A 25,792-nucleotide genomic window follows, 5' to 3' on the forward strand; every position below is an offset into this window, starting at 1 on the left:
TCGCCCGACCACACCGAGAAGGACCTCCTCTGGCAGGCCCTGGACGCCGAGCGCAATACCGGCATCTGGCTGACCGAATCCAAGGCCATGGTGCCGACAGCGGCGGTCAGCGGGCTCTATTTCTCGCACCCCGACAGCCGTTATTTCGCCGTCGGCAAGCTTGCCCGCGATCAGGTCGCCGACTACGCCGAGCGCAAAGGCATGCCGCTGCCCGAGATCGAGCGCTGGCTGGCGCCGAATTTGGCGTACGAGGCGGATTAAACCGCGCCCAGCGCGGTATGCGAGGTTTGTGGATGGGATCGGCCCCGGCAGACTTGATCAGCGTTGGAGCCGGCGCGGTTTAAGATATTAAAAAATAAGAGCATGCTGATCGAGCTCCGCTGGCCGCCTTCGATATCGGACAGGGTAAGAGCGTTCGGCGGCGGGCACGCTACCACAGCTTACCCGCGGCAACGACAAGGCCGCCGACCGTCGTGATGAACGCGATGAGCCAAAGGAAGTGGCGGTCGTGGCGGCGGATCATCTCGTCGAAACGCTTGTCGATTTGCTCGAAACGCTTGTCGATTTGCTCGAAGCGTCGCTCAACCTGCTCGAAGCGCTTGTCCATGTTGGCCTGCATCGCCTCGAAGCGCTTGTCCATCTGCTCGAAGCCCTGACGCATCAGCTCACGTTGGTGCTTGAGCTCCTCCTCGACGCGCACCATGCGCTCGCGCAGCTCGATCTCGTAGACGGCCGGCGGCTTGCCGAGACTCTGCTCGGCAAGCCAGACGGGCATGTTGGTCTTGATGAAATCGATGTCTTGCTGGGTCAGGCTCATGGCGGACTCCGCTGGATCGCGCACGGTTGGGATTATATAACGAGCTGCTGCGGATCAACCCCCGGCCGAGATCCCCATCCCGGCCCGTATACAGCTTAAGAGTCCATAGCTGTAGCGGCCTTCGAAGGCGTCGAAGATGGGTTTGAGACTGATGAGTGCGCCCTCCGGCTGTTGCTCGATGGCGAACTCGATGGCACGCAGGCTGTCCCGGTCGAGGTCGACCACCTCGCCGACCGAGAGTTCGCCGACCTCGATGCAGCGCGATAGGTGCGTATAGATGGTGCTGACCTTCAGCTCGCGGCGATCGGCGATCGCATCCACCGAGAGCCCGGAACGCAGCAGGGCCAAAGTCTCTCGCACCGAGTCGTTCAGCTCGATCCCAGCGGCACGGGCCTCGCCTGCAGCTGCTCTGGCAGCCGGCAGGCCCGGCACCCGGTCCGGTCGGCCGTGCTCGGCTTCATGCAGAGCGAGCAGCCGCAAGAAGCCCTCGCCGAAGCGCTCGAGCTTCACCTGGCCGACGCCGCTGATCCGAGCCAACTCGTCGCGATCACGCGGGCGATAGGTCAGCATCTCGTTGAGCGTGACATCGTTGAAGATGTGGTACGCCGGCACATCCTGCTCCAGGGCGAGCTGACGCCGGTAGTCGCGCAGGGCCTGCCAGAGCGCGAGTGCCTCCGGATCGGTCGGCGGCACCATGGCGGGGCGACGCGCGGCGGAACTCGTGCGTTTGCGGTCCGGATCCCTGCGCAGGTGCAGCGTACGCTCCCCGCGCAGCAAGGGGCGGCTCTGCTCGGTCAGGCACAGCGCGCCGTGACCTTCGAAATCGACCCTGATGAACCCGGCCGCGACGAGCTGACGATAGACCGACTTCCATTGATCCGCGGCGAGCTCTTGGCCGATGCCGAACGTCGTGACTTGGTCATGTCCGAAGCGGCGGATGCGCTCGTTGGCCTTGCCCAGCAGGACATCCACCAGATAGCTGCTGCCGAAGCGCTGGCCCGTGCGATAGATGCAGGAGAGCGCCTTGCGTGCCGCCTCGGTCCCGTCCCAGGTGGCAACCGGCTCCAGGCAGGTGTCGCAGTTGCCGCAGGGCTTGGGAAGCGGCTCGCCGAAATAGTTGAGCAGAACCTGGCGCCGACATTCGGTGGTCTCGCAAAAGCCGAGCATGCTGTCGAGCTTCTGCATCTCCACCCGCTTGAAGCGCTCCTCGGCATCGGAGTCCTCGATCATGCGACGCAGCATCACCACGTCGCCCAGACCGTAGGTCATCCAAGCATCCGCGGGCTGACCGTCCCGGCCGCCGCGTCCGGTCTCCTGATAGTAGGCCTCCAGGCTTTTGGGCAGGTCCAGATGGGCGACGAAGCGCACGTCCGGCTTGTCGATCCCCATCCCGAAGGCGATGGTCGCGACGATAACGACGCCCTCCTCGCGCAGAAACCGCGCTTGGTGCGTACGCCGCGTCTCGGCCGGGAGCCCCGCGTGATACGGCAGGGCTGCGATGCCCTGGGTCGCAAGATAGGCCGCCGTCTCCTCGACCTTGCGTCGCGACAGGCAGTAGACGATTCCCGCATCGCCGGGATGCTCGGTGCGTAGGAAGGCGATGAGCTGTTGACGCGGGCTGGCCTTCTCGACGATGCGATAGCGGATGTTCGGTCGGTCGAAGCTGGACACGAACTGCCCGGCCTGCTCCAGACCCAGTCGGGTCAGGATCTCCGCACGGGTCGGCGCATCGGCGGTCGCGGTGAGTGCAACGCGCGGGATTTGGGGCCAGCGCTCGTGCAGCAGGTGGAGCTGGATGTATTCGGGGCGGAAATCATGGCCCCACTGGGAGACGCAGTGGGCCTCGTCGATCGCGAACAAGGCAACCCGGACGCGATCCAACAGCGCGAGGAAACGCTCGGTCAGCAGGCGCTCCGGGGCGACATAGACCAGGTCCAGATCGCCCGAGAGCATCGCCTCCTCGACCGCTCGAGCTTCCTGCAGTGTCAGCGACGAGTTCAGGAAAGCGGCCCGCACGCCGAGTTGTCGCAGCGCATCGACCTGGTCCTGCATCAAGGCGATCAGAGGCGAGACCACGACGCCGACCCCCGGCCGCAGGATCGCCGGGATCTGATAACAGAGCGACTTGCCGCCGCCTGTCGGCATCAACACCAGCGCGTCTCCGCCGGCGATCACCCGGTCGATGATCTCGGCTTGGGCGCCGCGAAAACGATCGTAGCCGAAGACGCGGTTGAGCACCTGAAGCGGCGTCTCGTTCATCCTGTCACTCCACACAATCGCAACCGCATCGGTTGCGATGCGCATTTTAACCTATTCGTGTACGCGAGACCCTTCGCCCTCGCGCGTTCTGCCGTCCCGAGCGGCATCGACGCACGACACCCGCGATGGCGCCGGCTTCTGGTACCATTTACGCGCCGTTCAGCGTTGGACCCTGCCATGATTGAAGAGCCCGTCCAGGCCGCCGTCGAGACCATGCTGCCAGAGGTCGTCGCAGCCGTCGATCTCGGATCCAACAGCTTTCACATGATCGTGGCCCGCATCGGCAACGGTCACATGCAGGTCACCGATCGCCTCAAGGAGATGGTCCGGCTCGGCGAAGGCTTGGGCGAGGACATGCGGCTCGACCCGGAGGTCGCCGAGCGCGCGCTGGCGTGTTTGGAGCGATTCGGCCAGCGGCTCCGGGGCTTCCCTCCCGGCAGCGTGCGGGCGGTCGGAACCAATACCCTGCGTCAGCTCGCACCCGAGAGCGATTTCCTCACCCTTGCCGAAGCCAAGCTCGGCCACCCGATCGAGGTCATCGCGGGCCGTGAAGAGGCCCGCCTGATCTACCTCGGCGTCGCCCATGATCTGGCCGCGGGGACCGAGCGCCGCCTGGTCGTCGATATCGGCGGCGGAAGCACGGAGATCATCGTCGGTCTCGGTTTCTCACCGCGCCTGCGCGAGAGCCTGCACATGGGCTGCGTGAGCATGTCGCGCCGCCATTTCGCCGACGGACGCATCACCGCCCGGGCGATGGAAAAGGCCGAGCTCACGGGAGCGCTGGAGGTACGGCCCGTGCGCGAGCTGTTTCGCCGCACCGGCTGGCAAACGGCGGTCGGCAGCTCCGGGACCATCAAATCCATCGCGGCGGTCGTGGAGGCAGAAGGCTGGTGCGAGGACGGGATCTCCGCGACGGCGTTGCTGCGGCTTCGCGATGCACTCGTGGAGACGGGCCGGATCTCCGCCCTTGCGCTCAAGGGCTTGGCCGAGGAGCGTAAACCGGTCTTCCCCGGCGGCGTCGCCGTCCTGCGATCGGTCTTCGAGACACTCGGGATCCAACATCTACAGGTCTCGGAATACGCGCTGCGTGAGGGCTTGATCTACGAAACAATGGGGCGCAGCCAACACTTGGACGTCCGGGAACGCACCGTCGAGACCCTCGGCCGACACTTTCAGATCGATCAGGACCACGCCCAGCGGGTCCGGGCGACGGCCGTCGCCCTCCTGCGCCGACTCGCCGCGCCTTGGTCGCTGCAGGACCCCAACCAGGGGCTCATGCTCGCGTGGGCGGCACGACTCCACGAAATCGGCGTCATGGTCGCCCACAGCCAGCACCAGAAACACGGGGCCTATCTGCTACGCAACGCCGATCTCGCCGGCTTCACGCGACCGGAGCAATTGCTGCTCGCCGCATTGGTGCTCGGACACAGACGAAAGTTTCCCGTCCAAGAGTTCGCAGCCCTACCCCGCGAGACCGGGGATGCGGCGCGTAGGCTCTGCGTCATCCTGCGGCTCGCCGTCCTGCTGCATCGCGGACGCTCCTCGGAGAACAAACCCAATCCGACGCTCACGGCCGACGGCGACAACCTCGCGTTGAGCTTCCCGGACGACTGGCTCGCCGATCACCCCTTGACCCGGTTGGAGCTCGAAGAGGAGGCCGAGCGCCTGGCTTCCGCCGGGATTCGTCTTGAATTCGGTTGAGCTTGCCGGTTCCGCCCGGATGGAACCTCATGCCGGCCCGTATCCTTTTCCCCTCATCCTGGTAAAATTGCGAGTGCAACGAACGGAATTTCCCCGCCGCCGCGGTAACGCGCGCGGTTCCCACGCCGCTAAACTGGAGGACCACAACAATGGCCGCACTCTTCAACGCCGAGTGGATGAACCATCTCAAGGACGCTTGGAACGCCGAGCCGGAGGTCAAAGACAAGCTGGCCGAGATCGACTTCAACTCGGTCATCTATTGTGGATTCAAGAACGAGGAGAACCCGCGCGGGGTCTTCGTCGTCGAGAAGGGCGAATGCGTGCGCGCCGGCGCTTGGTCGGAGACGGATCCGCCGGCCAACTGGGACATGCGTGCGGACCTCAAGGATTGGCTCAAGTGGGTCGAAAAAGGTATCGGCATGGCCGGCATGGGTACCGCCTTCATGACCGGAAAGCTCAAGTTCAAGGAAGGTGACTACAAGGCGATGCTGAAGGACCCGCGCATGGCCAATCCCTTTGTGAAGAGCTTCGGTCTCATGCAGCAGATCCCGACGGACGAGCTCGGCTGAACCTGAACCGCGCCAGCAGTGACATCAATCGTTTCGAGGTGACTGCGAGGTCGCCTCGAACAACCGACTCGGCGGGACGCGGTTCAGGTTGATTGAATCTCTTATCGCGCTTAGCGCTTTGACTAAATAACGGCTCTTGTCGGATCAGCCAAGCGCATATCCCGCATCGACGTTGAGGCACGCACCGGTAATGCGGCGCGCGTCCTCGGACGCGAGAAAGAGGACGGCACGCGCCACGTCGATCGGCTCGACGGCCTCTTGGCGTAAGCGGTGACGGCGCTTCACCGTCGAGTCGATCAGATCGGTCGCCCCGCCCCACATCGGGGATTCCACCACGCCAGGCGCGACTGCGTTCACCCGAATGCCGCGCGCCCCCAGCGCCATCGCCAGTCGCTGCGTCAACATCTCCAGACCCGCCTTGCTGGCGGAATAGCTTGTCGATGTGCAGGTCTCGAAGGGGTGCTGCGCACAGGCCGACGACATGTTGATCACGACCGGGGCGGCGCTTTGCTCCAACAAGCCGAGAAAGCCTTGAGTCAGCGCAAAGGGCGCGATCAAGTTGACCTCCAGGGTCGTCCGCCATGCCTCCACCGTCTCCTCGAGATCACCTTGGCTCAAGATCACGCCGGCATTGTTTACCAAGACATCAAGACGCCCGTCCGCATCCCGAATTTCGGCGACGAGACGCTCGCGGAAGTCCGCATGCGTCACGTCGCCTACCCGCAGACGCAAGGCACCCGAGTTGACCGCCTGACCCCACTGCTGCGCGAGCGCGGCGACCTTCTTCGGATCCCGCCCGAAGGTCACCACCCGATCGCCGGCCTCAATGAACGCGCCGACGAGTCCGGCGCCGATCCCGGATGTCCCGCCGCTGATACAGACGATGCGCGGGGCCTTGGAGGTCATCGCTCGCGCTGCCCGAGGTTGGCATGAATGAGCGCCCCGTTCAGCACCGGGGCGTGTGCCGCGAAGGCCACGGTCTCGGCGATCTCTTCCGGCTCGATCAGGCGATCGAAGGCCGACATTCCGGTCAGGGCAGCAAGCGTGTCCGGATCGCCGCCGATCATGGCGCGGATTTGCTCGGTATCCGTAAAGCCGGGGCAGATCATGCAGGTGTGGACCCCGCGCCCGGCAAGATCTTGGCAGGTGGAGCGCATCATCCCGGCCAGGGCATGCTTGGCGATCACGTAGCTCGCCACGCCGGGAACCGCCTTCTCCGCCAGGGTCGAGCCGATGTAGATGATGCTCGAACCGGCGGCCATATGCGGCAGAACCAATTGGTTCAAACCGTTGGCGGCCACCAGGTTGAGCTCCAGCACGGAACGCAGATCATCGCTCGGCAAGGCGTCGATGCTGTCGCGACGCATGATCGAGGCGTTGTGGACCAGACAGATGCGCTCCGCATCGGCCAACCAGGCAGTTAGCGGGGCGGCGATCCGATCGATCGCCTCCGGCTTGGCCAAGTCGCATGCCAGGTTCTCCACCCCGCGCTCCGTGCAGGGACGGCGAGAGAGATTGACGACGACGCTGCCCTCCACTAGGAAGCGGGTCGCGATGGCGCGACCGATCCCGGCACTCGCACCGGTGACGACAAGTAGATTCATGGTGTCCTCCAAGACGAAAATGCCCATTGCCCGTCGCCCGACGAGACACCCAGCTCGACCGCACGCAGGTCTCGACCCGCCAGCTCGGATCGCGCGCGCAAGCGCGCAAGCAGCAGCTCGGCCAGCTCTTCGATCGTCACGTTTCGAATGGGCAGAAGCAGCACGTCGCGCTCGAGGAAGGTCAGGCGCTCCGCGCCGAACCAAGCGATCACCATACCGTCGCCGCGCTCGATGCGCAGGTGCGGCGAGCGCTCCGGCAGCAGCAGGCGCTCGTCGAGCTCGTCGCAAAGCGCCTTGAGCACCCGCTTGAGCATGACATAATCGAACGCCATGCCGTCCGCGCCGACCGGCGCCGTCACATTGCAGCGAATCCGAAAATTGTGGCCATGGAGGTTCTCCCGCTCCGTCGCGGAGAAGATGGTGAAATGGCCGGCACTGAAATTGAGATATTCCTTGCTGATCTCGATTCGGGTCAGGATGTCGGTACCCAAGGTCGCCTCCGGTGCTGCTCGCGTGCCCCGGGCCCGGAGCACCTGTCGGTGGAGGGCGCGATCGCTCGCCGCGCCTAGCCGACACTTGGGTGATGTGGGGTCGCTCGGCCGAATCCAAGCTAAACCGCGTCCGCGGTGCATGATGATGTTCGAGCGCACCCTCAGCTTCGAGGACACCTACAAGATTGGAGTCGACGCGGTTTAGATCAAAAATTGAAAAACTTAAACCGCGCCTGCTGAAAGGGTCATTGATTCCTGCGAGACCGATTCAAGGCACGACGGGTGCCTGTCGTGCGGAGGCGCGGTTTAAAGGGGCTCCACTTCGCCGTCGTAGGGCTCGATCTCGGTCACGTCGATTCGATAGCCGGCTTCGGCCAGGTCGCTGCTGCTGCGGATTACCCGAAGCGTCCCCGTGACCCAAACGGTATCGAACAGCTCGCCGACATATTCGCGACCCTCGGGCGCAACCGCATGTATGGTCTGGTTCGCAGGCGGCGGCGGAACATGGATGCAGGCGCCGTAATAAGGCACCAAGAGGAACTCGGACATCTTGCGCTCATCCAGCTCCAAGGGGACGACGAAGCCAGGCAGACGGACCCGGAGTCCGTCCAGCTCCTCCACAACCGGAGCATCGGCCCAAAGCGCCATGAGCTTGTCCATCAGCTCGACGGCACGCGGATCGTCGTCGTCCATCTCATCGAGCGCATCGAGGTCGAAACCCTCAAGCAGGGTCTCGGGCTGCCACTCGACCGGGATCAAGCGATCCCAGTCGATCTCCTCGGCCTGGACCGCATCGGCGGTACCGGACTCGGGCCCGGCCGGTTCTTCACCGCAACCCACGAGCCATAGGGCAAGCATGACCGGGAACAGCCGCGCAAACTGTCTCATCGTCGGGACTCTCAAGGATTAGGGAGATTTCCGGGAACGCTTCTACCACGATGCAGTGGTGTCTTGAGTCGCCCCGACAGACTGCCCCCATGGATTGCTCCGTCACACCCGAATCGACAGCCCGTCCGCCAAAGACAACCGATAGGCGCGATAACCGGGGACCAGACCGACCAAGAACCCGGCGGCAAGGACCAGCAACAGCAACATCATCTCATGAGCCGAGAGGGTTCCGACAGTGACGAAGATCCCCATCGCCGACAGGATCAACGGCTGAGCCACCAGCAATGCCGCGTAGAGAAGACCCAAGCCGACCAGGATGCCGAGCAGGGTCAGCGCAAGCGCCTCGCCCAGGATCAGCGAGAAGACGTGTCCGGGACGCGCGCCAACCGAGCGCAGGATCGCCATCTCGCGCCTGCGCTCGCCGAGACTCGTCAACAGCGCCGTCAAAAGACCGAAGAGACCGACGACGACCACGAACCCTGAAACCAGCAGCAAGGCCCGCTCGCCAACCGCAACCAGACCCCATAGTTCCGCGAGCGCCACGCCGGGCAGGATTGCCATCAGGGGTTCTTGTCGGTAGTCGTTGACGGCACGCTGCACCTGGAAGGTCGAGATGCGCGAGGTCAAACCCACCAAAGCCGCAGTGATGGCTTTGGGGGCGAGTTTCATGGCACGCGCCTCACCGGCATCGACGACTCGGCCCGGCAAGGGCGCCCCGCCCTCCCAGCCGACATGGATCGCCTCGATACCCTCGAGGCTGACATGGACCGTGCGATCGACCGGGGTGCCGGTCGGCGCGAGGATCCCGGCAACGCGGAATGGATGGTCGTCGTGACGCGCAAAGGCGACATCAGAGGCGCCGTGCGCAATCACGAGGGAATCGCCCAAACCGTAACCCAGCGCCTTCGCCACATCGGCCCCGAGCACCGCGTCGTAGAGGTCGGAGAAAGGCGCACCCTCGGCCAGCATGAGCGCGCGTCCGCGACCGTATCGGTAATGCTCGAAATAGGCCGAGGTGGTGCCGAGGACAGGGTATCCGCGGTGCGAGTCGCCCAGAGAGATTGGGATGGACCAAGCGACACGGGGGTGGTCCGCGATGTCCAGGTAGGAGTCCCAGGAGATGTTGTTGGTGGCGTGACCGATTCGGAAGACCGCGTAGAGCAGCAGCTGGACCGGCCCGGTCCGCGCGCCGACGATCAGATCGGTGCCCGAGATGGTGTTGGCGAAGCTCGCACGCGTCTCCGTGCGCAAGCGTTCAACGCCGACCAGCAGCGCGACGCTCAGACCGATTGAAAGGACCGTCAGAAACGCCGTACCACGGCGATTGAGGAGGCTCTTCCAAGCCAAGCTCAGGATGGGCACTCCCACGCCTCGGGACGCCTAAACGCTCAGACCTTCGATCCGGCTCGCGAGCGTGAAATCCAGCGCCGTGATCCCGCCGGCATCGTGAGTCGAGAGATCGACGACGACTCGGTTGTAGACGTTGCTCCACTCGGGGTGATGATCCATAGACTCGGCCACCAGCGCGACTCGGCTCATGAAGCCGAATGCATCGACGAAATCCTTGAGCTGAAATTCCTTGTGCAACTTGCCCTCGGCGAGACTCCACGGCGACGCGGCGGAGGCATTGAGCTCCGAGAGCGCCTTCGCGATCGCTTCGGCATCGAGCTTGGCGCGGCTCATGTTGAACCGCGCCCGGCACGACACGGACCGCTTGAGGATCTGTCAGGCTTCATAGACATCCCCAGAGGTTTGAGCAGACGCGGTTCAAGAGGCAAAAGCACTTCAATTGTAAAAACGATCGCTGTTTTCACCTGAACCGCGTCGACGCCAAGGTTCGTGACAGCCTCGAACGTCCGGCCTAGGCCGCCCCGACATGAACCCCCGGACGCGGTTCAGTTAGTGATGGGCAATCTCTTTTTCGGTGAAGAGATAGTCCTTCAACTCCTTGTCGAAGGTCGGATCCTTACGGCGGATCCATTCCAGTACCATCGCCGCATGCTCCTTCTCCTCGTCGCGATTGTGCGCCAGGATCGCCTTCAGATCCTCGTCCTTACAGACGTCGACCCGCTGGTTGTACCAGTCGACCGCTTCGAGCTCTTCCATCAGTGAGATGATGGCCCGGTGCATGTCCCGGGTCTCGTCGGACAGCTCTTCGGTCGGCTCGTGGTAGCCCTCGTTCGCCATGGACACTTCTCCGAATCGTTTGGTTCACCGGTCGGGCGCGCCGTGCGCGCTTCACCGATTGTCGGATGTGCGGCGTCGAAACACAACCGCGGCCTAAACCGCGTCCGGAGCGAGATGCGTAGTTTTCATTTTGCGTTTGGCTTCGGAGATGTCCTCGACCCCGGTGAGACGCGGTTTAGAATTTAATATTTTTTAAGACTTTAAACCGCGCCAGCTCCGACAGTCGTCAGGGCTGGCGCGGCCAAGCCATTCCAACAAATGACGCATATCGCACCGGGCGCGGTTTAGGACGCGCGGTCGCGACGCAGGGTCTCGATCAAGATCTCGCGATTGCGGTAGCGGATGTCCTTGCCCTCGGACACGTAGATGACCTGCTCGGCGATGTTGGAGGCGTGGTTGCCGATGCGCTCCAGCGCATGCGTGCCGGTCAAGAGACAGACGATCTGGCGCGGCGTGAATCCGGCGAGATCCTCTTGGCCGAGGAAGTCGCGTGCCTCGTCGGAGGCGCCGAAGAGTCGCGGCTCGTCTTCGAAGACACCGAGTGCGAGCTCGACGTCGAAACCGGCGACGGCTTGGATGCTGCGCTCGAACATGCAGCAGGCCTGGTCGTCGAGCTTACGGAGCAAATCCTTGAGCGTATCCGACGGGAGCCCGCCCGGCATGATGCCGCCCTCGCGCAGCACCAAGGATTGACGGGCGATGCGAACCGCCTTGTCTCCGGCCCGCTCGACGTCGCCTGCAATCCGGGAGAGCGCAAGCACGATGCGCAGATCCACGGCGGTCGGCTGGCGTCGTGCGATGACCCGGAAGATCTCCTCGTCCGCGTCCAGCGAGAGATAATCGATCTGAGGCTCGCGATCGAGAACCCGATAGGCCTGAGTCTCCTCGCCGTCGACCAAGGCAGCAACGGAGGCTTGGGTCTGCTCGATCACCCGTTGACCCATGTCGAGGATGATCCCGCGCAGCTTCGCGAGCTCTTGGTCGTAACGGCGTACCGTATGACCCCCAGCGATGTCGCGCGCGGGCTTGAGACTGATGTCGTCGGCCATCAGCCGAAGCGCCCCGTAATGTAGTCCTCGGTCAACCTGTGCTTGGGGTTGGTGAAGACCTGATTCGTCTCGCCGACCTCGATCAGGTCCCCGAGATGAAAATAGGCGGTGCGTTGCGAGACGCGCGCGGCCTGCTGCATCGAGTGGGTGACGATGGCGATGCTGTAGTTGGCCCGCAGCTCGTCGATCAACTCCTCGATGATGGCCGTGGCGATCGGATCGAGCGCCGAGCAGGGCTCGTCCATCAGGATCACCTCGGGGGAGACCGCGATGGTCCTGGCAATGCAGAGACGTTGCTGCTGGCCTCCCGATAAACCCGTGCCGGGCTTGTCGAGTCGGTCTTTCACCTCGTTCCAGAGGCCGGCCTTTTGCAGGCTCCCCTCGATGACCTCGTCGAGCTCCGCTTTGGAGTTGGTGAGGCCGTGTATCCGCGGTCCGTAGGCGACGTTCTCGTAGATCGACTTGGGGAAGGGATTGGGCTTCTGAAACACCATCCCGACCTGCGCGCGCAGCGGCACCGGGTCGAGACCCTTGTCGTAGATGTCCTGGCCATCGAGCTTAATGGACCCGGTCACGCGACAGCCGTCGATGGTGTCGTTCATCCGGTTCAGGCAGCGCAGGAAGGTCGATTTCCCGCAACCCGACGGGCCGATCATGGAAACGACCTCGTTCTTGCCGATATCCAGGCTCACGCCTTTGATCGCCTGCGTGCTCCCGTAGAACACATCGACGTCGCGACAGACCATTCTTGGATTGGCGCACGTGACATCGCCGACCGTCGCCCGCGACTCGCGTCCACCCGCCAGCTCGGCCGAGCTCATCGCGCCGGTGCGTCGAGCCATCTCATCAACCGTGGTGCTCATGTCTGACCTCAAGTGTATACCCAACGCTCATTGACGTTGGTACCAAGTATGTTACGAGACGCGCTCACCAGCGCCGCTCGAACCGGCGCCGCAGCAGGACAGCACCAAGGTTCATCAGGATCAGGAAGGCAAGCAGCACCATGATCGCCGCTGAGGTACGCTCGACGAAGGCGCGCTCCGGACTGTCCGCCCATAGGAAGATCTGAACCGGCAGGACCGTGGTCGGCGAGGTGAAGCCACTGGGGATGTCAACGATGAAGGCAATCATGCCGATCATCAGCAGCGGCGCCGTCTCTCCCAGGGCCTGGGCCATCCCGATGATGGTCCCGGTCAACATGCCGGGCATCGCCAGGGGCAACACATGATGCATCTGCGTCTGCAACGGCGAAGCCCCGACCCCCAAGGCCGCCTCGCGGATCGACGGGGGAACCGACTTCAGGGCCGCCCGGCTGGCGATGATGATGGTCGGGAGGGTCATCAGCGACAACACGAGCGCCGCGACCAAAGGCGTGGAGCGCGGCACGCCGAAGATGGCGATGAAGACGGCGAGCCCGAGCAACCCGAAGACGATCGAGGGAACCGCCGCCAGGTTGTTGATGTTCACCTCGATCAGATCGGTCCAGCGATTCTTCGGCGCGAACTCTTCGAGATAGAGGGCTGCGCCCACACCGATCGGGAAGGAGATGAGGAGGGTCAACACCAGGGTGTAGAAGGAGCCCATCAGTGCCCCCGCGATTCCGGCCAGCTCGGGCTCGCGCGACGTCCCGGTCGTGAAGAAGATGGTATTGAAGCGCTTCTCGATGCGTCCCTGCGCCTCGAGCTGCTCGATCCAGCCGACCGTCTGATCCTTGACGCGGCGCTCGCTCTCGGGCAAGTCCCGATTGATATGACCCTTCATCAGCATGTCGATGTCGTCATCGGCAAGCAGCCAGACCTCTCGGGTGGTACCGACCAGATCCGGATTCGCCAGGACCATATCGCGCAGGTGCGAGGGCGCTCCCACGCTGATCATGGACCCAAGCGCTCGGGTCCCCCGCCGATCGGTGACATCCGGGAACTCGCTGCGCAGCGCATCCCGAATAATGGCCTGATAATTGGCGCGCGCCAAGGTCTCGGGGTCGCGCGTCCCCGCGGGGTCGAGCGTCTCCGCCTCGAAGGTCACCGGGAGCTGGATGTAGGTCTGGACAAAGGCCGTGTGTCCTTTCGCGATGATGTCCGCGAACAGCAAGCCCACGAAAGTCAGCCCCAGGATCACCGCGGTGAGACCGACCAGACGGAATCGGCGCTCCCGAGCGTAGCGCCGCTTCAGGCTCGCATTCACGACGTCGATGGTGCGTTTCGGCGGCGCACCGTCCGCGTGGCTGTTACTCATACTGTTCTCGATACTTGCGCACGATCTGCAGCGCGATCACGTTGAGTGCCAAGGTCACCACGAAGAGGGTAAGACCCAGGGCAAAGGCCGCCATGGTCTTGGCGCTGTCGAACTCTTGATCCCCGGTGAGCAGGGTCACGATCTGGACAGTCACCGTGGTGACGCTGTCGAGCGGATTCGCGGTCAGGTTGGCTGCGAGCCCCGCCGCCATCACCACGATCATGGTCTCGCCGATCGCGCGGGATACCGCCAAAAGGACACCGCCGACGATCCCGGGCAAGGCGGCCGGGATGATCACCCGGCGAATCGTCTCCGACTGGGTCGCGCCGAGCGCATAGGAGCCGTCGCGCATCGCCTGCGGAACGGCATTGATGACGTCTTCGGACAGGGATGAAACGAAGGGGATGATCATGACCCCCATAACCAGACCCGCGGCCAACGCACTCTCGGAGGCGACGTCCAGTCCCATGGACATGCCGAGCTCGCGGATGAAGGGTGCCACGGTCAAAGCAGCAAAGAAGCCGTAGACCACAGTCGGCACACCGGCTAAAACCTCGAGTGTCGGCTTGGCCCAGGACCGCACTCGTCTCGGCGCATACTCCGAAAGATAGATTGCCGACATGAGACCGATCGGGACCGCAACCAGCATCGCGATGGCCGACACCATCAGGGTCCCCGTAAATAGAGGCACCGCCCCGAAGGCCCCCGTGGCACCCACCTGGTCGGCGCGCAGGGCCGTCTGCGGGCTCCAGAGGGTGCCGAAAAAGAAATCGAGCGGAGAGATCTCCTGGAAAAACCGCAAGGACTCGAACAAGACCGAGAGCACGATCCCCAGGGTGGTCAGGATGGCGATCGAGGAGAAGACCACCAGGATGACCATAAAGATGGACTCGACGCGGTTGCGTGCGCGCATCTGCGGCTTGGTCCTGGCCCAAGCGAAAGCCATTCCGCCGAGGGCAAACGCCAGCACGCCGAGCCACATCGCCCAGACCGCGATCTGACTGAAGAGTGCGAAGCGATCTGCGGCGGCCTGCATCTCCGGGGTCGCTACACGCGAAACGATCGCGCCGGAGGCCAGGTTTTTGATGTCGTTCACCAGGAGCCCGACGGCTCCGGGCGACAACCCCTCGAGCATCGACCCCGGCAGCTCGGCTTTGACCAAAGTGACCAGGATCTCGTCCTGGAACGCCGTCCAGAGAGCCATCAGCAAGATCGCCGGGATCCCGGCCCAAAGCGCAGCATAGAGACCGTAGTAGGTCGGAAGCGAATGGAGTGTGCTGATCCGCCCCGCACCGCCGGCACTCACGATGGCACGCTTACGCCCGACATAGTAGGCCAGCGACATTAAGCCGAGCACGATGATCAAAAGGGTTGATGAGTGCATAACTCAGGACTGCGCAAATTCGGAAAACAGACCAGCGGCCCGGAGGGCCGCTGATTGGTCGGGAAGGTCGGACCCGAGCAACGGGTCTTCCCGGCCCTACTTGGCCGGAGCGGCCATCGGCTTAAGCGCCTGAGCCTGCTCGGCCACACTGGCGCGCATGTCGTCGGGCAGCGCAATCAGACCCTTGTCGGCCAGATAGCCATCGGGACCCCAAGCCTTGTCGTTGGTGAACTCGGCCACGTATTCCTGGATGCCCGGAATGGTGCCGACATGGGCGTTCTTGACGTAGAAGTAGATCGAGCGCGAGACCGGATAGGAGCCATCTCCGATGGTCTCGAAGGTCGGCTCCACACCGCCGATCTTCGCACCTTGCAGCGTGTCGGCGTTCTGGTCGAGGAAGCTGAACCCAAACACCCCGACCGCATTCGGGTTGGCGATCAGCTTCTGGACGATCAGGTTGTCGTTCTCGCCGGCCTCGATGAAGGCGCCGTCTTCACGAATGCCGTGACAGACTGCCTTGTGCATGTCCTTGTCCGAATCCTTGAGGGCCTTCACGGAATCGAAGCTGTCGCAACCGCCTTCCATCGCCAGCTCGACAAACGCATCGCGGGTGCCGGATGTGGGCGGCGGACCCAGGACCTCGATCGCGACGTCGGGCAGATCTTTGTTGATCTCGCTCCACTTCTTATAGGGATTCGCGACCAGCTTCCCGTCCTCGTTCGGAACGTCCTTGGCCAAAGCCATCCAGAGCTCGCCGAGGCTCAAATCGAGGGCCGGACCGGACTTCGAGTTCGCGATGGCAATGCCGTCATAACCGATCTTCACCTCGGTGATCTCGGTTACGCCGTTCTCCTGACACTGATCGAACTCGGACTTCTTGATCGCACGCGAGGCGTTACTGATGTCGGACTTGTCGACACCGACGCCCGAGCAGAAAAGCTTGAAGCCGCCGCCGGTACCCAGCGACTCGACCTTGGGCGTGGGGAAGGAGGATTCGCGCCCGAAGGTCTCGGCAACCGCGGTGGAGAAGGGGAAAACGGTGGAGGAGCCGGCGATCCAGACGGAATCGCGAGCCATAGCTTGAGTCGAAAGCGAGGCCGCTGCGAGCGTGACCGCTGCGGCGATGATGGTTTTCTTCATGACATGACCTCCGGGAGGGCGTTGATAAGCGAGCCCGAATTGTGCCCTTGCATCATGCCGATTGTATGAAGTTCATGTGACGATTCGATGACGACGCGCGCGATCAATTCTTGTTCGGTTCGCCCAGCGATCGGACCAAACGCATGGTGGCGTTGAAGAAGTCGTCGTTGGGATGACGCTCGCAGTTGGCTCGAATACGGATCATGGCGGCATCGAGCTCGGCGCCTTTCAGCACATCGCGCCCGGTGGCAAGATTCAACCCGGTGACGAGGCCCGACAACCACTCCTGATAGCGACGATAGCCCTCCCCGGCGATCGCCTGCGCGGTCGGATCGGCCGGTGCGGTGGCCAGAAAATCGGAGCATGGCTTGACACCCGCGCCCCAGAGCACGGGCGCCCCCGCGGCGAAGGCGCTCCCGAGCGGTCCGACGGTCAGTGCAACGCCGAAGAGCATCAAAAACATCGGTCCGCGAAGCGACCGCCGGCTCGAGAGATCAGTCATGTCATGAATCCTTCATTGGATGGGCTTAGTGAACGACTGCGGGTATGATTCGCCGATTTGCCGACAGCCCGCAAGTCCATCGTCATGCGCATCCTGATGATCTCCGACGTCTACTTCCCTCGCATCACGGGCGTATCGACGTCGATCCAGACGTTTGCGCGGGAATTCGTCGAGAAAGGACACGAGGTCACCCTGATCGCGCCGGACTACTCGGCGGCCGGTGGCGAGTCCGCGCCCGAGCCCTTCGAGGTCCTGCGCATCCCGTCGCGCTATCTGGTGATCGATCCCGAAGATCGCATGTTGCGTCCCCGAGAGATCCGTCGCCACGATCGCATGCTGGCGAGCCGCGGATACGATCTGGTGCACATTCAGACACCCTTCTTCGCGCACTATCTCGGTCTCGGGATCGCCAAGCGCCTGGATGTCCCGGTGGTGGAGAGCTACCACACCTTCTTCGAGCAGTATCTCCAGCACTATGTGCCCTTCGTCCCGGCCGCCTGGATGCAGAGGCTCGCACGCGACTTCTCGACGGCCCAGTGCAACGATGTCGACGCGCTGGCGGTGCCCTCGCAGGCCATGCTCGAGGTCCTGAAGGGCTACGGGGTAAAGACGCCCGCGACGGTGATCCCGACCGGGATTGAGCTGGTCCAATTCAGCCGAGGCGACGGTACTCGCTTCCGAAACGCTCGGGGCATCCCTCCCGGGCGACCCGTTCTGGTCCATGTCAGCCGCCTCGCCTTCGAGAAGAACATCGACTTCATCCTGCGGGTGCTCGCGCGCGTCAAGACGCAGGTTCCGGATGTGCTCTTGGTGATCGCCGGGGCGGGTCCGGCACAACGTCGACTTCAGACCCTGGCTAACCATCTCGGGTTGGCCGACAACATCTTGTTCACGGGGTATCTGGAGCGCGACGGCTCTTTGGAAGACTGCTACTGCGCAGGGGACGCCTTCGTCTTCGCCTCGAAGACGGAAACCCAGGGTCTCGTCCTCCTCGAGGCGATGGCGCTGGGCGTGCCGGTGGTCTCGACCGCCGTCATGGGCACCAAGGAAGTGCTGGCCGGCGGCGGCGGATCGTTGATCGCGGAGGACGATGAGACCGACTTCGCCGACAAGGCGGTCCGGATCCTCGTGGATCCGGCGCTGCGTGCGCGACTCGCCGTCGAGGCGGTCGAGCACGCCCGGTCGTGGTCGGCGCCGGTCCTCGCGGAGCGGATGTTGCAGTTCTACGGGAACGTCGTCGAGCGGCGTGGGCGCCATTGGGCGACGGATCCGGCGGTCGACCCGACCCCGAAGACCGACGACGTCGGCTAAACCGCGTCCCTGCTTAGGGCCGTGGATGCACCAAACGTCGAGCTCTCTGAAAAGTCAGCATTTCGCTCTGGACGCGGTTTAGCGGAGGTCAAGACTTCGGCAGGGTCACTCCGCGTTGACCCTGATATTTTCCGCCGCGATCCTTGTAAGAGGTCTCGCAGACCTCGTCCGACTCGAAGAACAGGATCTGAGCCACGCCCTCGTTCGCATAGATTTTCGCCGGCAACGGCGTGGTGTTGGAAAACTCCAGGGTCACGTGCCCTTCCCACTCGGGCTCCAACGGGGTGACGTTGACGATGATGCCGCAACGCGCGTACGTGCTTTTTCCGAGACAAATCGTCAGGACATTTCGCGGAATACGGAGATATTCGACGGTGCGCGCCAGCGCGAACGAATTAGGCGGGATGATGCAGACGTCGGACTTGAGATCGACAAAGCCGTTTGAATCGAAGTTCTTCGGATCGACGATGGCCGAGTTGATGTTGGTGAAGATCTTGAACTCGTCGGCACACCGCACGTCGTAGCCGTAGCTCGAAGTCCCGTAGGAGATGACCCGCCCCTGCTCGCCCTCGCGCACCTGCACGGGCTCGAACGGATCGATCATGCCGCCTTCTTCGGCCATACGGCGGATCCAACGGTCGGACTTGATGGCCATCGCGAAATCTCGGTGTGCGCGCAAAGCCGGAAAGGCTACACCGCGCAGCCAAGCACAACAAGCCGATGAAGACCGGGCCGGTGAACGCCCACACCGGCGCCATTACCCGAATCGTCGCAACCCCGGAACACACGACAGTCGCGCGACCGTATCCAAGTTGCGAAAAAATCCTAAACTGCGCCCGGCACGACACGCCAGGAGGTCTACGAGGCCGACACACACTCGGACCTCGCATACCCCAAAAGGCGCAGTTTAGTTGTTCTGAATGACGATCCGCGGGAATTTCGAAGCATAATCCTTGGCTTGCAACGATAGCTTCGCAGCGGTTTTGCGGGCGATCTCGCGATAGATCTCCGCGACGCGCGAGTCCGGTTGGGCGACCACGGTCGGTTTCCCGTTGTCGGTCTCCTCGCGGATGTGCCCGTTCAGCGGAAGCGAACCGAGGAGATCGATCCCGTACTGCTCGGACATCTTCTGCCCGCCGCCCTCGCCGAAGATGTGCTCTTCGTGACCACAAGCCGAGCAAATGTGGGTGCTCATGTTCTCGACGATGCCGAGCACCGGGACCTCGACCTTCTGAAACATCTTTAGACCCTTGCGCGCGTCGAGCAGGGCGATGTCCTGAGGTGTGGTGACGATCACGGCGCCCGAGACCGGCACCTTTTGCGCGAGGGTCAACTGGGTATCGCCCGTGCCCGGCGGCAGGTCGATGACCAGATAATCGAGATCCGACCAGTTGGTGTCGTTGAGCAGTTGCTCCAGGGCCTGGGTAACCATGGGGCCCCGCCAGATCATTGGCGTCTCTTCGTCGATGAGGAAGCCGATGGACATGGCTTGGAGATGGTAGGCATTCATCGGCTCAAGACTCTTACCGTCCTTGGATTCAGGCTTGCCCGAGATCCCGAGCATACGCGGCTGAGACGGGCCGTAAATGTCGGCATCCAGGATGCCGACACTCGCACCCTCGGCCGACAGGGCCAGCGCAAGATTCACCGCGGTCGTGGACTTGCCCACGCCGCCCTTACCCGAGGCCACCGCGATGATGTTCTTGATGTTGTCGATCGGCTTGAGCGACTTTTGAACCGAGTGGGATTTGATCTCCCAGGTGACGTCGACCTGGACCATCTCGACGCCCTCGACCTTGAGGACGGCATCTTCGAGCGCCTTGGCGATATCCGCGCAGATCGTCTTGGCCGGGAAGCCCAAGATGACCTTGATGCGGACCTGGCCGCCCTCGATCTCGATGCCCTTGATCGAATGCGCCGCCACCAGATCGCGCCCGAGGTGGGGTTCCTTGTAGCCCTTGATGGCGGCTTCAACGGCTTCTTTCGTGGGTTCGGACATGAGGTACTCCAGGATAGATGGGTGCGACCGGCGCAGCCGAGTCACGTCAGACAGATGCTTTTCTGTGGGCCGGGATGATGCACCCGAGGTCTGAAAAGTTCCCGCAGACTTTTGGTATGGACATGCCTTAAATCAAGTCCGGACGTGAAAGCCCGGGCCGGGGCCGCGCTGTCCGGACCGGGACGGGCCGTGAGATACTGGGGCATCGTTCGAGACCCTAAAGCCGATTCACTTGAGTCCATCCATGAGTCACACCCGCGACATCCGGGGCGGCAGCCCCCGAGAGATTTTGGTCACCAGCGCACTGCCCTATGCCAACGGGCCGATCCACATCGGCCATCTGGTCGAGTATATCCAGACCGATATCTGGGTGCGTTTCCAAAAGATGCGCGGGCATGCCTGCTGGTACGTGTGTGCGGACGACGCCCACGGCACGCCCATCATGTTGCGCGCGCGCCAGGAGGGCATCACGCCCGAGGCGCTGATCGCGCGGGTCGCAGAGGAGCACAGGTCCGATTTCGCGGCCTTCCGGGTGGGCTTCGACAACTACCACTCGACCCACTCCGAGGAGAACCGCCATTTCGCCAACCTCATCTACGCCCGCAACCGCGACAAGGGTCACATCAGCAAGCGCACCATCACCCAGGCCTACGACCCGGTCGAGCAGATGTTCCTGCCCGATCGCTTCATCAAGGGTGAGTGTCCCAAATGTGGGGCGCCGGACCAGTACGGCGACAATTGCGAGGCGTGCGGGGCGAGTTATTCGCCGAACGAGCTGAAAAATCCCCGTTCGGCAGTCTCGGGCGCCGTGCCCGAGCAGCGCGAGTCCGACCACTATTTCTTCCGCCTCGGGGACTTCGAGCCGATGCTGCGCGACTGGACCCGCGGCGGCGGTCTGCAGGCCCAGGTCGCGAACAAGCTCGACGAGTGGTTCGACGCCGGCCTGCAGGAATGGGACATCTCGCGCGACGCTCCCTATTTCGGCTTTGAAATCCCGGACCATCCGGGTAAGTTCTTCTATGTCTGGCTCGATGCCCCGATCGGCTACATGGCGAGCTTCCAACATCTCTGCGACAGTCCACGCGGGCGCGACGCCGGGTTGGATTTCGATCGGTTCTGGGGCAAGGACTCCTCCGCCGAGCTGTATCACTTCATCGGCAAGGACATCATCTACTTCCATGCCTTGTTCTGGCCGGCGATGCTGCACGGCGCGGACTTCCGCACGCCGTCCGCGGTCTTCGCACATGGTTTCCTCACGGTGGACGGGCAGAAGATGTCCAAGTCGCGCGGGACCTTCATCAAGGCCCGCACCTATCTGGATCATCTCAATCCCGAGTATCTGCGCTACTACTTCGCGGCCAAGCTCGGGCCGGGCGTCGACGACATCGATCTGAGCCTGCAGGACTTCACCGCACGCGTGAATTCGGATCTGGTCGGTAAGGTCGTGAACATCGCCAGCCGCAGCGCCGGATTCATCGCCAAACGTTTCGCGGGCAGACTCTCCCCGACCCTGGCCGATCCGCAGCTCCATGCCGAGTTCGTACAGGCCGGCGAATCCATTGCCGTCGCCTACGAGCGACGCGAGCTCAGCCGCGCCGTGCGCGAGATCATGGCGCTGGCCGACCGCGCCAACCAATACATCGACGAGCGGGCGCCTTGGGTGATCGCCAAAGATCCGGCTCGAGAGGCCGATCTTCACGCGGTCTGCTCGATGGGCATCAACCTCTTCCGCATCCTGATCGGCTATCTGCGCCCGATCCTTCCGGGCACCGCCGCCGACTCGGAAGCCTTCATGCGGATCGAGCCGCTGACCTGGGATGCAATCGCCGAGCCGCTACTGGACCATGAGATCGCGCCATTCAAACCTTTGATGACCCGCGTCGAACCGGCCCACATCGAGGCCATGCTGGAGGCGTCCAAGGAAGACCTGAGCACGACGGCACCGCCGCCCGCCGCTGCGGACGAGGAAAGCAAGCACCTGTCCGAACACCCGATCGCCGAGACGATCGACATCGAGACCTTCGGCAAGCTCGATCTGCGCATCGCCCGCATCCGCTCGGCCGGTCTGGTCGATGGCGCCGACAAGCTCTTGAGGCTCGAGCTGGATCTCGGCGGCGAGACCCGCACCGTCTTCGCCGGCATCCGCTCGGCCTACGACCCGAGCAACTTGGAAGGCCGTTTGACGGTCATGGTCGCCAACCTCGCCCCGCGCAAGATGCGCTTCGGCGTCTCCGAGGGCATGGTGTTGGCCGCCGGTCCCGGCGGCAAAGACATCTTCATCCTGAGCCCGGATGCCGGGGCGCAGCCGGGGATGCGGGTGAAATAGAGTTAAACCGCGCCTAAAGCGAGATGCTCATTGTCGAGTGAGCTCGACGTTTGGCGCATCCACACGGTTGGCCTCGATCATCGTTTCGGCCACATCGGAAGTGTCCAGGTCTCCGCCCGCCGCCCGGGTACGCCGGATTCATCCGGCTCCCGGGGACGGGCGACTTCAGTCGCCCGAGCGCGCCCGCGCAGCGGACTGAAGTCCGCCTCCCCGGGTGCCGACTAAAGTCGGCGTACCCGGGCCTGTGGTCGGAGTTTCGCGTCCGGTTGGGGAACCCGAGAGGCCTGGACGACAGGATGACCAAGGGCTAAAGGCATCGAAGCTGGCGGCTGACGGCCATCACCCCATAACCCTTCAGTCCCGGTGTTGTAGCAAACCGCCCCCGGGGCGTATCCTTCGGCGATTTCGCGCTTGCAGCATTTCGCGACCCGTGTCGCGCCCCTACAGCGCATCAACCGCCCGTCGCAAGCCCCGAAGCCAAAGAGAGCATGACTGAATACGCGCTCATCCTGATCGGCACCGTGTTGGTCAACAACTTCGTGCTGGTGAAGTTTCTCGGACTCTGCCCCTTCATGGGCGTCTCGAAGAAGCTCGAGACGGCTGCGGGCATGGGTCTGGCGACGACCTTCGTGATGACGCTCTCCTCCGTGACCTCCTGGTTGGTCAACGAATACATGCTGGTGCCGCTCGGCATCGAGTATCTGCGAATCATCGCCTTCATCGTGGTGATCGCCGCGGTGGTGCAGTTCACCGAGACGATCATGCGCAAGACCAGCCCGCTTCTGTATCAGGTGCTGGGGATCTTTTTGCCGCTCATTACCACCAACTGCGCCGTACTCGGTGTCGCCTTGCTGAACCTGCAGGCCGAGCGCAGCCTAGTCGAGGCAACACTGTACGGCTTCGGTGCCGCGGTCGGCTTCTCGCTCGTGCTCACGCTGTTCGCCGCGGTGCGCGAGCGCGTCGCGGTCGGCGATGTCCCGGAGCCCTTCCAAGGCAGCGCCATCGCCCTGATCACGGCGGGCCTGATGTCGCTGGCCTTCATGGGTTTCGCCGGGCTCGTGTCGAGTTGAGGGGACGATCGACATGTTGACCGCCATCCTCGCCATGACCGGGCTGTCCGCTGTCCTCGGACTCCTGCTCGGCTATTCGGCCATCCGCTTTCGGGTCGAAGGCAATCCGATCGCCGATCAAATCGACGCACTTCTGCCCCAAACCCAGTGCGGCCAATGCGGCCACCCCGGATGCCGACCCTACGCCGAGGCCCTGGCCCGCGGCGAGGACGAGATCAACAAGTGCATCCCCGGCGGAGAGGCAACCCTGCTCGCCCTGGCGGATCTACTCGGGCGCGAGCCTGCAGCCCTCGAGGTCGAGGAGAAACCGCCCGCGATCGCCGTGATCGACGCCCAAACCTGCATCGGCTGCACCCTTTGCCTGCAAGCCTGCCCCGTCGACGCCATCGTCGGCGCCGCCAAGCAGCTCCACGGGGTCATCGCCGCCGAATGCACGGGCTGCGAGCTGTGTCTGCCGCCCTGCCCGGTGGAGTGCATTCATATTGTGCCGATCGCCACCGACATTCCCCATTGGCGCTGGCCCTATCCGTCCAGCGAGCCCACGTCCCGCACGGAATCGCCCGAGCGGGAGACTGAGGCAGCCTGACCGGAGCCCTGCCATGGCAGCCATCCAATCACTCTTGCGCCGCGATCGCCTGTGGAGATTCCACGGCGGGATCCATGTGCCCGACGAGAAGGCGCTCTCCAACAGCCGCGCCGTGGAGGTCATGCCGCTGCCCGAGCGCCTCGTGATCCCGCTGCAGCAACACATCGGGGCGACGGCGCGGCCGATCGTCAGCGTGGGCGAACGGGTCCTCAAAGGACAGCTGTTGGCGCAAGCCGAGGGCTATGTCAGCGCCTGCATCCATGCCTCGAGCTCGGGCACCCTGGTCGCGATCGAGCCGCATCCGGTGCCGCACCCGTCGGGGCTCTCCGCGCTCTGCGCCGTCATCGAGACCGACGGCGAAGACACGTGGGCCGAGCTGCCGGAGCCAATGACCCAATACGCCCAGCTGGACCCGTCCGAGATTCGCGAGCGCATCCGCTGGGCCGGCGTGGTCGGACTCGGCGGCGCGTCGTTTCCGACCAGCGTCAAGCTCAACCCCGGCCCGGATCAACGCATCCGCACGCTAATCATCAACGGGGCCGAGTGCGAGCCCTACATCACCTGCGATGACCTGCTGATGCGCGAGCGCGCCGGTGACATCCTCGCGGGCGCACGGATCATGCATCACCTGCTGGGTGATCCGCGGATCCTGATCGGGATCGAGGACAACAAGCCTGAGGCGTTCGAGGCCATGCGCTTCGCCCTCGCCGAGACGGACATGCGCGGCTACACGGAGATCCGCTCCATCCCGACCCTCTATCCGAGCGGCGGAGAGAAGCAGCTCATCCGCATCCTGACCGGCGAAGAGGTACCGACCCACGCCATCCCGGCTCGAATCGGAGTCGTGTGCCAGAACGTCGGGTCTGCGGCCGCGGTCGCCGACGCCGTTCTCGAGGGTCGCCCGCTGATCTCGCGCCTCGTCACCGTCACGGGACGGGCCATCGCCGAGCCGCGCAACCTCGAGGTGCGTATCGGCACACCCGTGTCGGACCTGATCGCGCACTGCGGCGGCTATCGCGAGCGCCCGCGCAAGCTCGTCTGCGGCGGGCCCATGATGGGTTTCGAGATCGCGCATCCCGAGATCCCGGTCACCAAGCCGGCCAACTGCGTGCTGGCCTTGACCGAGGCCGAAGCCCCCGATCCCGGGCCCGCACTCGCCTGCATCCGCTGCGGGCGCTGTGCCGAGGTCTGCCCGGCCAAGCTCCTGCCGCAGCAGCTCTATTGGCATGCGCGCGCGAAGGATCTCGACCGTGTTCAGGACTACAACCTCTTCGACTGCATCGAATGCGGATGCTGCGCGCAGGTCTGTCCAAGCCACATCCCGCTGGTTCAATACTACAGGTACGCCAAGAACGAGGTCTGGGCACGGGAAGAAGACAAGCGCAAGGCCGAGCTCGCACGCCTGCGCCACGAGGCCAAGCAGGTGCGCCTCGAGCGCCAAGAGCGCGAGCGCAAGGCCCGACTTCGCCAGAAGAAGGCGTCGCTCGAGGCGGGACCCGGAAAGAGTCAAACCGACCAAGACGCGAAGAAGGCCGCAATCGAGGCGGCCAAGCAACGCGCGGCGGCCAAGAAGGCCGCAGCCGCCAAGGCGGAGGAAACCGATGACGCCTGAGACACGACGGCACACCAGCCGCAAGACCACGCCCGAAGGGGATCGGCCCGGCCTAGCCGCAC

The 25,792-nt window shown here is 63.7% G+C and carries 25 protein-coding genes; 8 read left to right on the forward strand and 17 right to left on the reverse strand.

The genetic code is table 11. From position 1 onward, the window contains the following. On the forward strand, positions 1 to 261 hold a 261-nt coding region (locus GPT33_RS06415), incomplete at its 5' end, for a vitamin B12 dependent-methionine synthase activation domain-containing protein (RefSeq protein ID WP_296806561.1). 169 nt (positions 262 to 430) lie between these two features. On the opposite strand, the gene GPT33_RS06420 is transcribed toward GPT33_RS06415, so the two are convergent. Both GPT33_RS06420 and recQ read right to left on the reverse strand, forming a co-directional pair. Continuing rightward, positions 431 to 817, reverse strand: coding sequence for a hypothetical protein (locus tag GPT33_RS06420; protein ID WP_296806562.1), 387 nt, complete (start codon positions 815 to 817; stop codon positions 431 to 433). Between the two features lie 54 nt (positions 818 to 871). Then, positions 872 to 3,076, reverse strand: a complete 2,205-nt coding sequence (gene recQ, locus GPT33_RS06425) for a DNA helicase RecQ (protein WP_296806564.1) — start codon at positions 3,074 to 3,076, stop codon at positions 872 to 874. A gap of 177 nt (positions 3,077 to 3,253) precedes the next feature. Between recQ and GPT33_RS06430 the strand changes: the two genes are divergently transcribed. Together GPT33_RS06430 and GPT33_RS06435 are read left to right on the forward strand one after the other, a co-directional pair. Then, complete coding sequence (locus GPT33_RS06430; protein WP_296806566.1) at positions 3,254 to 4,777, forward strand: Ppx/GppA phosphatase family protein; 1,524 nt, start codon at positions 3,254 to 3,256, stop codon at positions 4,775 to 4,777. Between the two features lie 149 nt (positions 4,778 to 4,926). Next, complete coding sequence (locus GPT33_RS06435) at positions 4,927 to 5,346, forward strand: SCP2 sterol-binding domain-containing protein (RefSeq protein ID WP_296806567.1); 420 nt, start codon at positions 4,927 to 4,929, stop codon at positions 5,344 to 5,346. A 144-nt stretch (positions 5,347 to 5,490) separates the two neighbouring features. Here the strand turns inward: GPT33_RS06435 and GPT33_RS06440 are convergent, their stop codons facing one another. The 13 genes from GPT33_RS06440 to GPT33_RS06500 all read right to left on the reverse strand — a co-directional run bounded on the left by GPT33_RS06440 (position 5,491) and on the right by GPT33_RS06500 (position 16,826). Further along, positions 5,491 to 6,252 carry an SDR family oxidoreductase gene (locus GPT33_RS06440; protein WP_296806569.1) on the reverse strand — a complete coding sequence of 254 codons (762 nt, stop codon included), beginning with the start codon at positions 6,250 to 6,252 and terminating at the stop codon, positions 5,491 to 5,493. Further along, positions 6,249 to 6,950 carry an SDR family oxidoreductase gene (locus tag GPT33_RS06445; RefSeq protein ID WP_296806571.1) on the reverse strand — a complete coding sequence of 234 codons (702 nt, stop codon included), beginning with the start codon at positions 6,948 to 6,950 and terminating at the stop codon, positions 6,249 to 6,251. Before GPT33_RS06445 ends, GPT33_RS06440 begins: the two co-directional genes overlap by 4 nt. Beyond that, on the reverse strand, positions 6,947 to 7,441 hold the full coding sequence (locus GPT33_RS06450) for a 6-carboxytetrahydropterin synthase (RefSeq protein ID WP_296806572.1): 495 nt from the start codon (positions 7,439 to 7,441) through the stop codon (positions 6,947 to 6,949). Before GPT33_RS06450 ends, GPT33_RS06445 begins: the two co-directional genes overlap by 4 nt. Before the next feature lie 306 nt (positions 7,442 to 7,747). Beyond that, a complete protein-coding gene (locus GPT33_RS06455; RefSeq protein WP_296806574.1) occupies positions 7,748 to 8,329 on the reverse strand; it encodes a DUF3299 domain-containing protein in 582 nt (193 codons plus the stop codon). A gap of 102 nt (positions 8,330 to 8,431) precedes the next feature. After that, entirely contained in the window at positions 8,432 to 9,691 is a 1,260-nt protein-coding gene (locus GPT33_RS06460) for an ABC transporter permease (protein WP_296806576.1), read from the reverse strand. Positions 9,692 to 9,709: 18 nt separating this feature from the next. Beyond that, positions 9,710 to 10,012, reverse strand: coding sequence for a 4a-hydroxytetrahydrobiopterin dehydratase (locus GPT33_RS06465; RefSeq protein ID WP_296806578.1), 303 nt, complete (start codon positions 10,010 to 10,012; stop codon positions 9,710 to 9,712). Positions 10,013 to 10,228: 216 nt separating this feature from the next. Then, a complete protein-coding gene (locus tag GPT33_RS06470) occupies positions 10,229 to 10,516 on the reverse strand; it encodes a ferritin-like domain-containing protein (protein ID WP_296806579.1) in 288 nt (95 codons plus the stop codon). 284 nt (positions 10,517 to 10,800) lie between these two features. Then, positions 10,801 to 11,565: a PhoU domain-containing protein gene (locus tag GPT33_RS06475; protein WP_296806581.1), complete on the reverse strand. Its 765-nt coding sequence runs from the start codon at positions 11,563 to 11,565 to the stop codon at positions 10,801 to 10,803. Further along, a complete protein-coding gene (gene pstB / locus GPT33_RS06480; RefSeq protein WP_296806584.1) occupies positions 11,565 to 12,428 on the reverse strand; it encodes a phosphate ABC transporter ATP-binding protein PstB in 864 nt (287 codons plus the stop codon). The genes GPT33_RS06475 and pstB overlap by 1 nt, the downstream gene beginning before the upstream one ends. Before the next feature lie 64 nt (positions 12,429 to 12,492). After that, positions 12,493 to 13,800: a phosphate ABC transporter permease PstA gene (gene pstA, locus GPT33_RS06485; protein WP_296806585.1), complete on the reverse strand. Its 1,308-nt coding sequence runs from the start codon at positions 13,798 to 13,800 to the stop codon at positions 12,493 to 12,495. Next, on the reverse strand, positions 13,793 to 15,184 hold the full coding sequence (pstC, locus tag GPT33_RS06490; RefSeq protein ID WP_296806586.1) for a phosphate ABC transporter permease subunit PstC: 1,392 nt from the start codon (positions 15,182 to 15,184) through the stop codon (positions 13,793 to 13,795). The genes pstA and pstC overlap by 8 nt, the downstream gene beginning before the upstream one ends. A 96-nt stretch (positions 15,185 to 15,280) precedes the next feature. Next, positions 15,281 to 16,324, reverse strand: coding sequence for a PstS family phosphate ABC transporter substrate-binding protein (locus tag GPT33_RS06495; protein ID WP_296806587.1), 1,044 nt, complete (start codon positions 16,322 to 16,324; stop codon positions 15,281 to 15,283). 103 nt (positions 16,325 to 16,427) lie between these two features. Continuing rightward, a complete protein-coding gene (locus tag GPT33_RS06500) occupies positions 16,428 to 16,826 on the reverse strand; it encodes a hypothetical protein (RefSeq protein ID WP_296806588.1) in 399 nt (132 codons plus the stop codon). 84 nt (positions 16,827 to 16,910) lie between these two features. Between GPT33_RS06500 and GPT33_RS06505 the strand changes: the two genes are divergently transcribed. Beyond that, the gene (locus GPT33_RS06505) at positions 16,911 to 18,137 is read left to right on the forward strand and encodes a glycosyltransferase (protein WP_296806599.1); all 1,227 of its coding nucleotides are present in this window, start codon (positions 16,911 to 16,913) and stop codon (positions 18,135 to 18,137) included. An 88-nt stretch (positions 18,138 to 18,225) separates the two neighbouring features. Here GPT33_RS06505 and dcd read toward each other — a convergent pair whose 3' ends face one another. Both dcd and apbC read right to left on the reverse strand, forming a co-directional pair. Next, positions 18,226 to 18,792: a dCTP deaminase gene (gene dcd / locus GPT33_RS06510; RefSeq protein ID WP_007191816.1), complete on the reverse strand. Its 567-nt coding sequence runs from the start codon at positions 18,790 to 18,792 to the stop codon at positions 18,226 to 18,228. A 252-nt stretch (positions 18,793 to 19,044) separates the two neighbouring features. Next, positions 19,045 to 20,136: an iron-sulfur cluster carrier protein ApbC gene (gene apbC / locus GPT33_RS06515; protein ID WP_296806590.1), complete on the reverse strand. Its 1,092-nt coding sequence runs from the start codon at positions 20,134 to 20,136 to the stop codon at positions 19,045 to 19,047. A 244-nt stretch (positions 20,137 to 20,380) separates the two neighbouring features. Between apbC and metG the strand changes: the two genes are divergently transcribed. From metG to rsxC, 4 genes are all read left to right on the forward strand, one after another. Beyond that, a complete protein-coding gene (gene metG / locus GPT33_RS06520; protein ID WP_296806592.1) occupies positions 20,381 to 22,462 on the forward strand; it encodes a methionine--tRNA ligase in 2,082 nt (693 codons plus the stop codon). Between the two features lie 488 nt (positions 22,463 to 22,950). Then, positions 22,951 to 23,532 carry an electron transport complex subunit RsxA gene (gene rsxA, locus GPT33_RS06525; protein WP_007191813.1) on the forward strand — a complete coding sequence of 194 codons (582 nt, stop codon included), beginning with the start codon at positions 22,951 to 22,953 and terminating at the stop codon, positions 23,530 to 23,532. A gap of 13 nt (positions 23,533 to 23,545) precedes the next feature. After that, complete coding sequence (gene rsxB, locus GPT33_RS06530) at positions 23,546 to 24,118, forward strand: electron transport complex subunit RsxB (protein ID WP_296806594.1); 573 nt, start codon at positions 23,546 to 23,548, stop codon at positions 24,116 to 24,118. Between the two features lie 13 nt (positions 24,119 to 24,131). After that, positions 24,132 to 25,730, forward strand: coding sequence for an electron transport complex subunit RsxC (gene rsxC, locus GPT33_RS06535; protein ID WP_296806597.1), 1,599 nt, complete (start codon positions 24,132 to 24,134; stop codon positions 25,728 to 25,730). Positions 25,731 to 25,792 lie beyond the last annotated feature (62 nt).

The organism is Thiocapsa sp. (genome assembly GCF_011390875.1).
Classification (GTDB): domain Bacteria; phylum Pseudomonadota; class Gammaproteobacteria; order Chromatiales; family Chromatiaceae; genus Thiocapsa.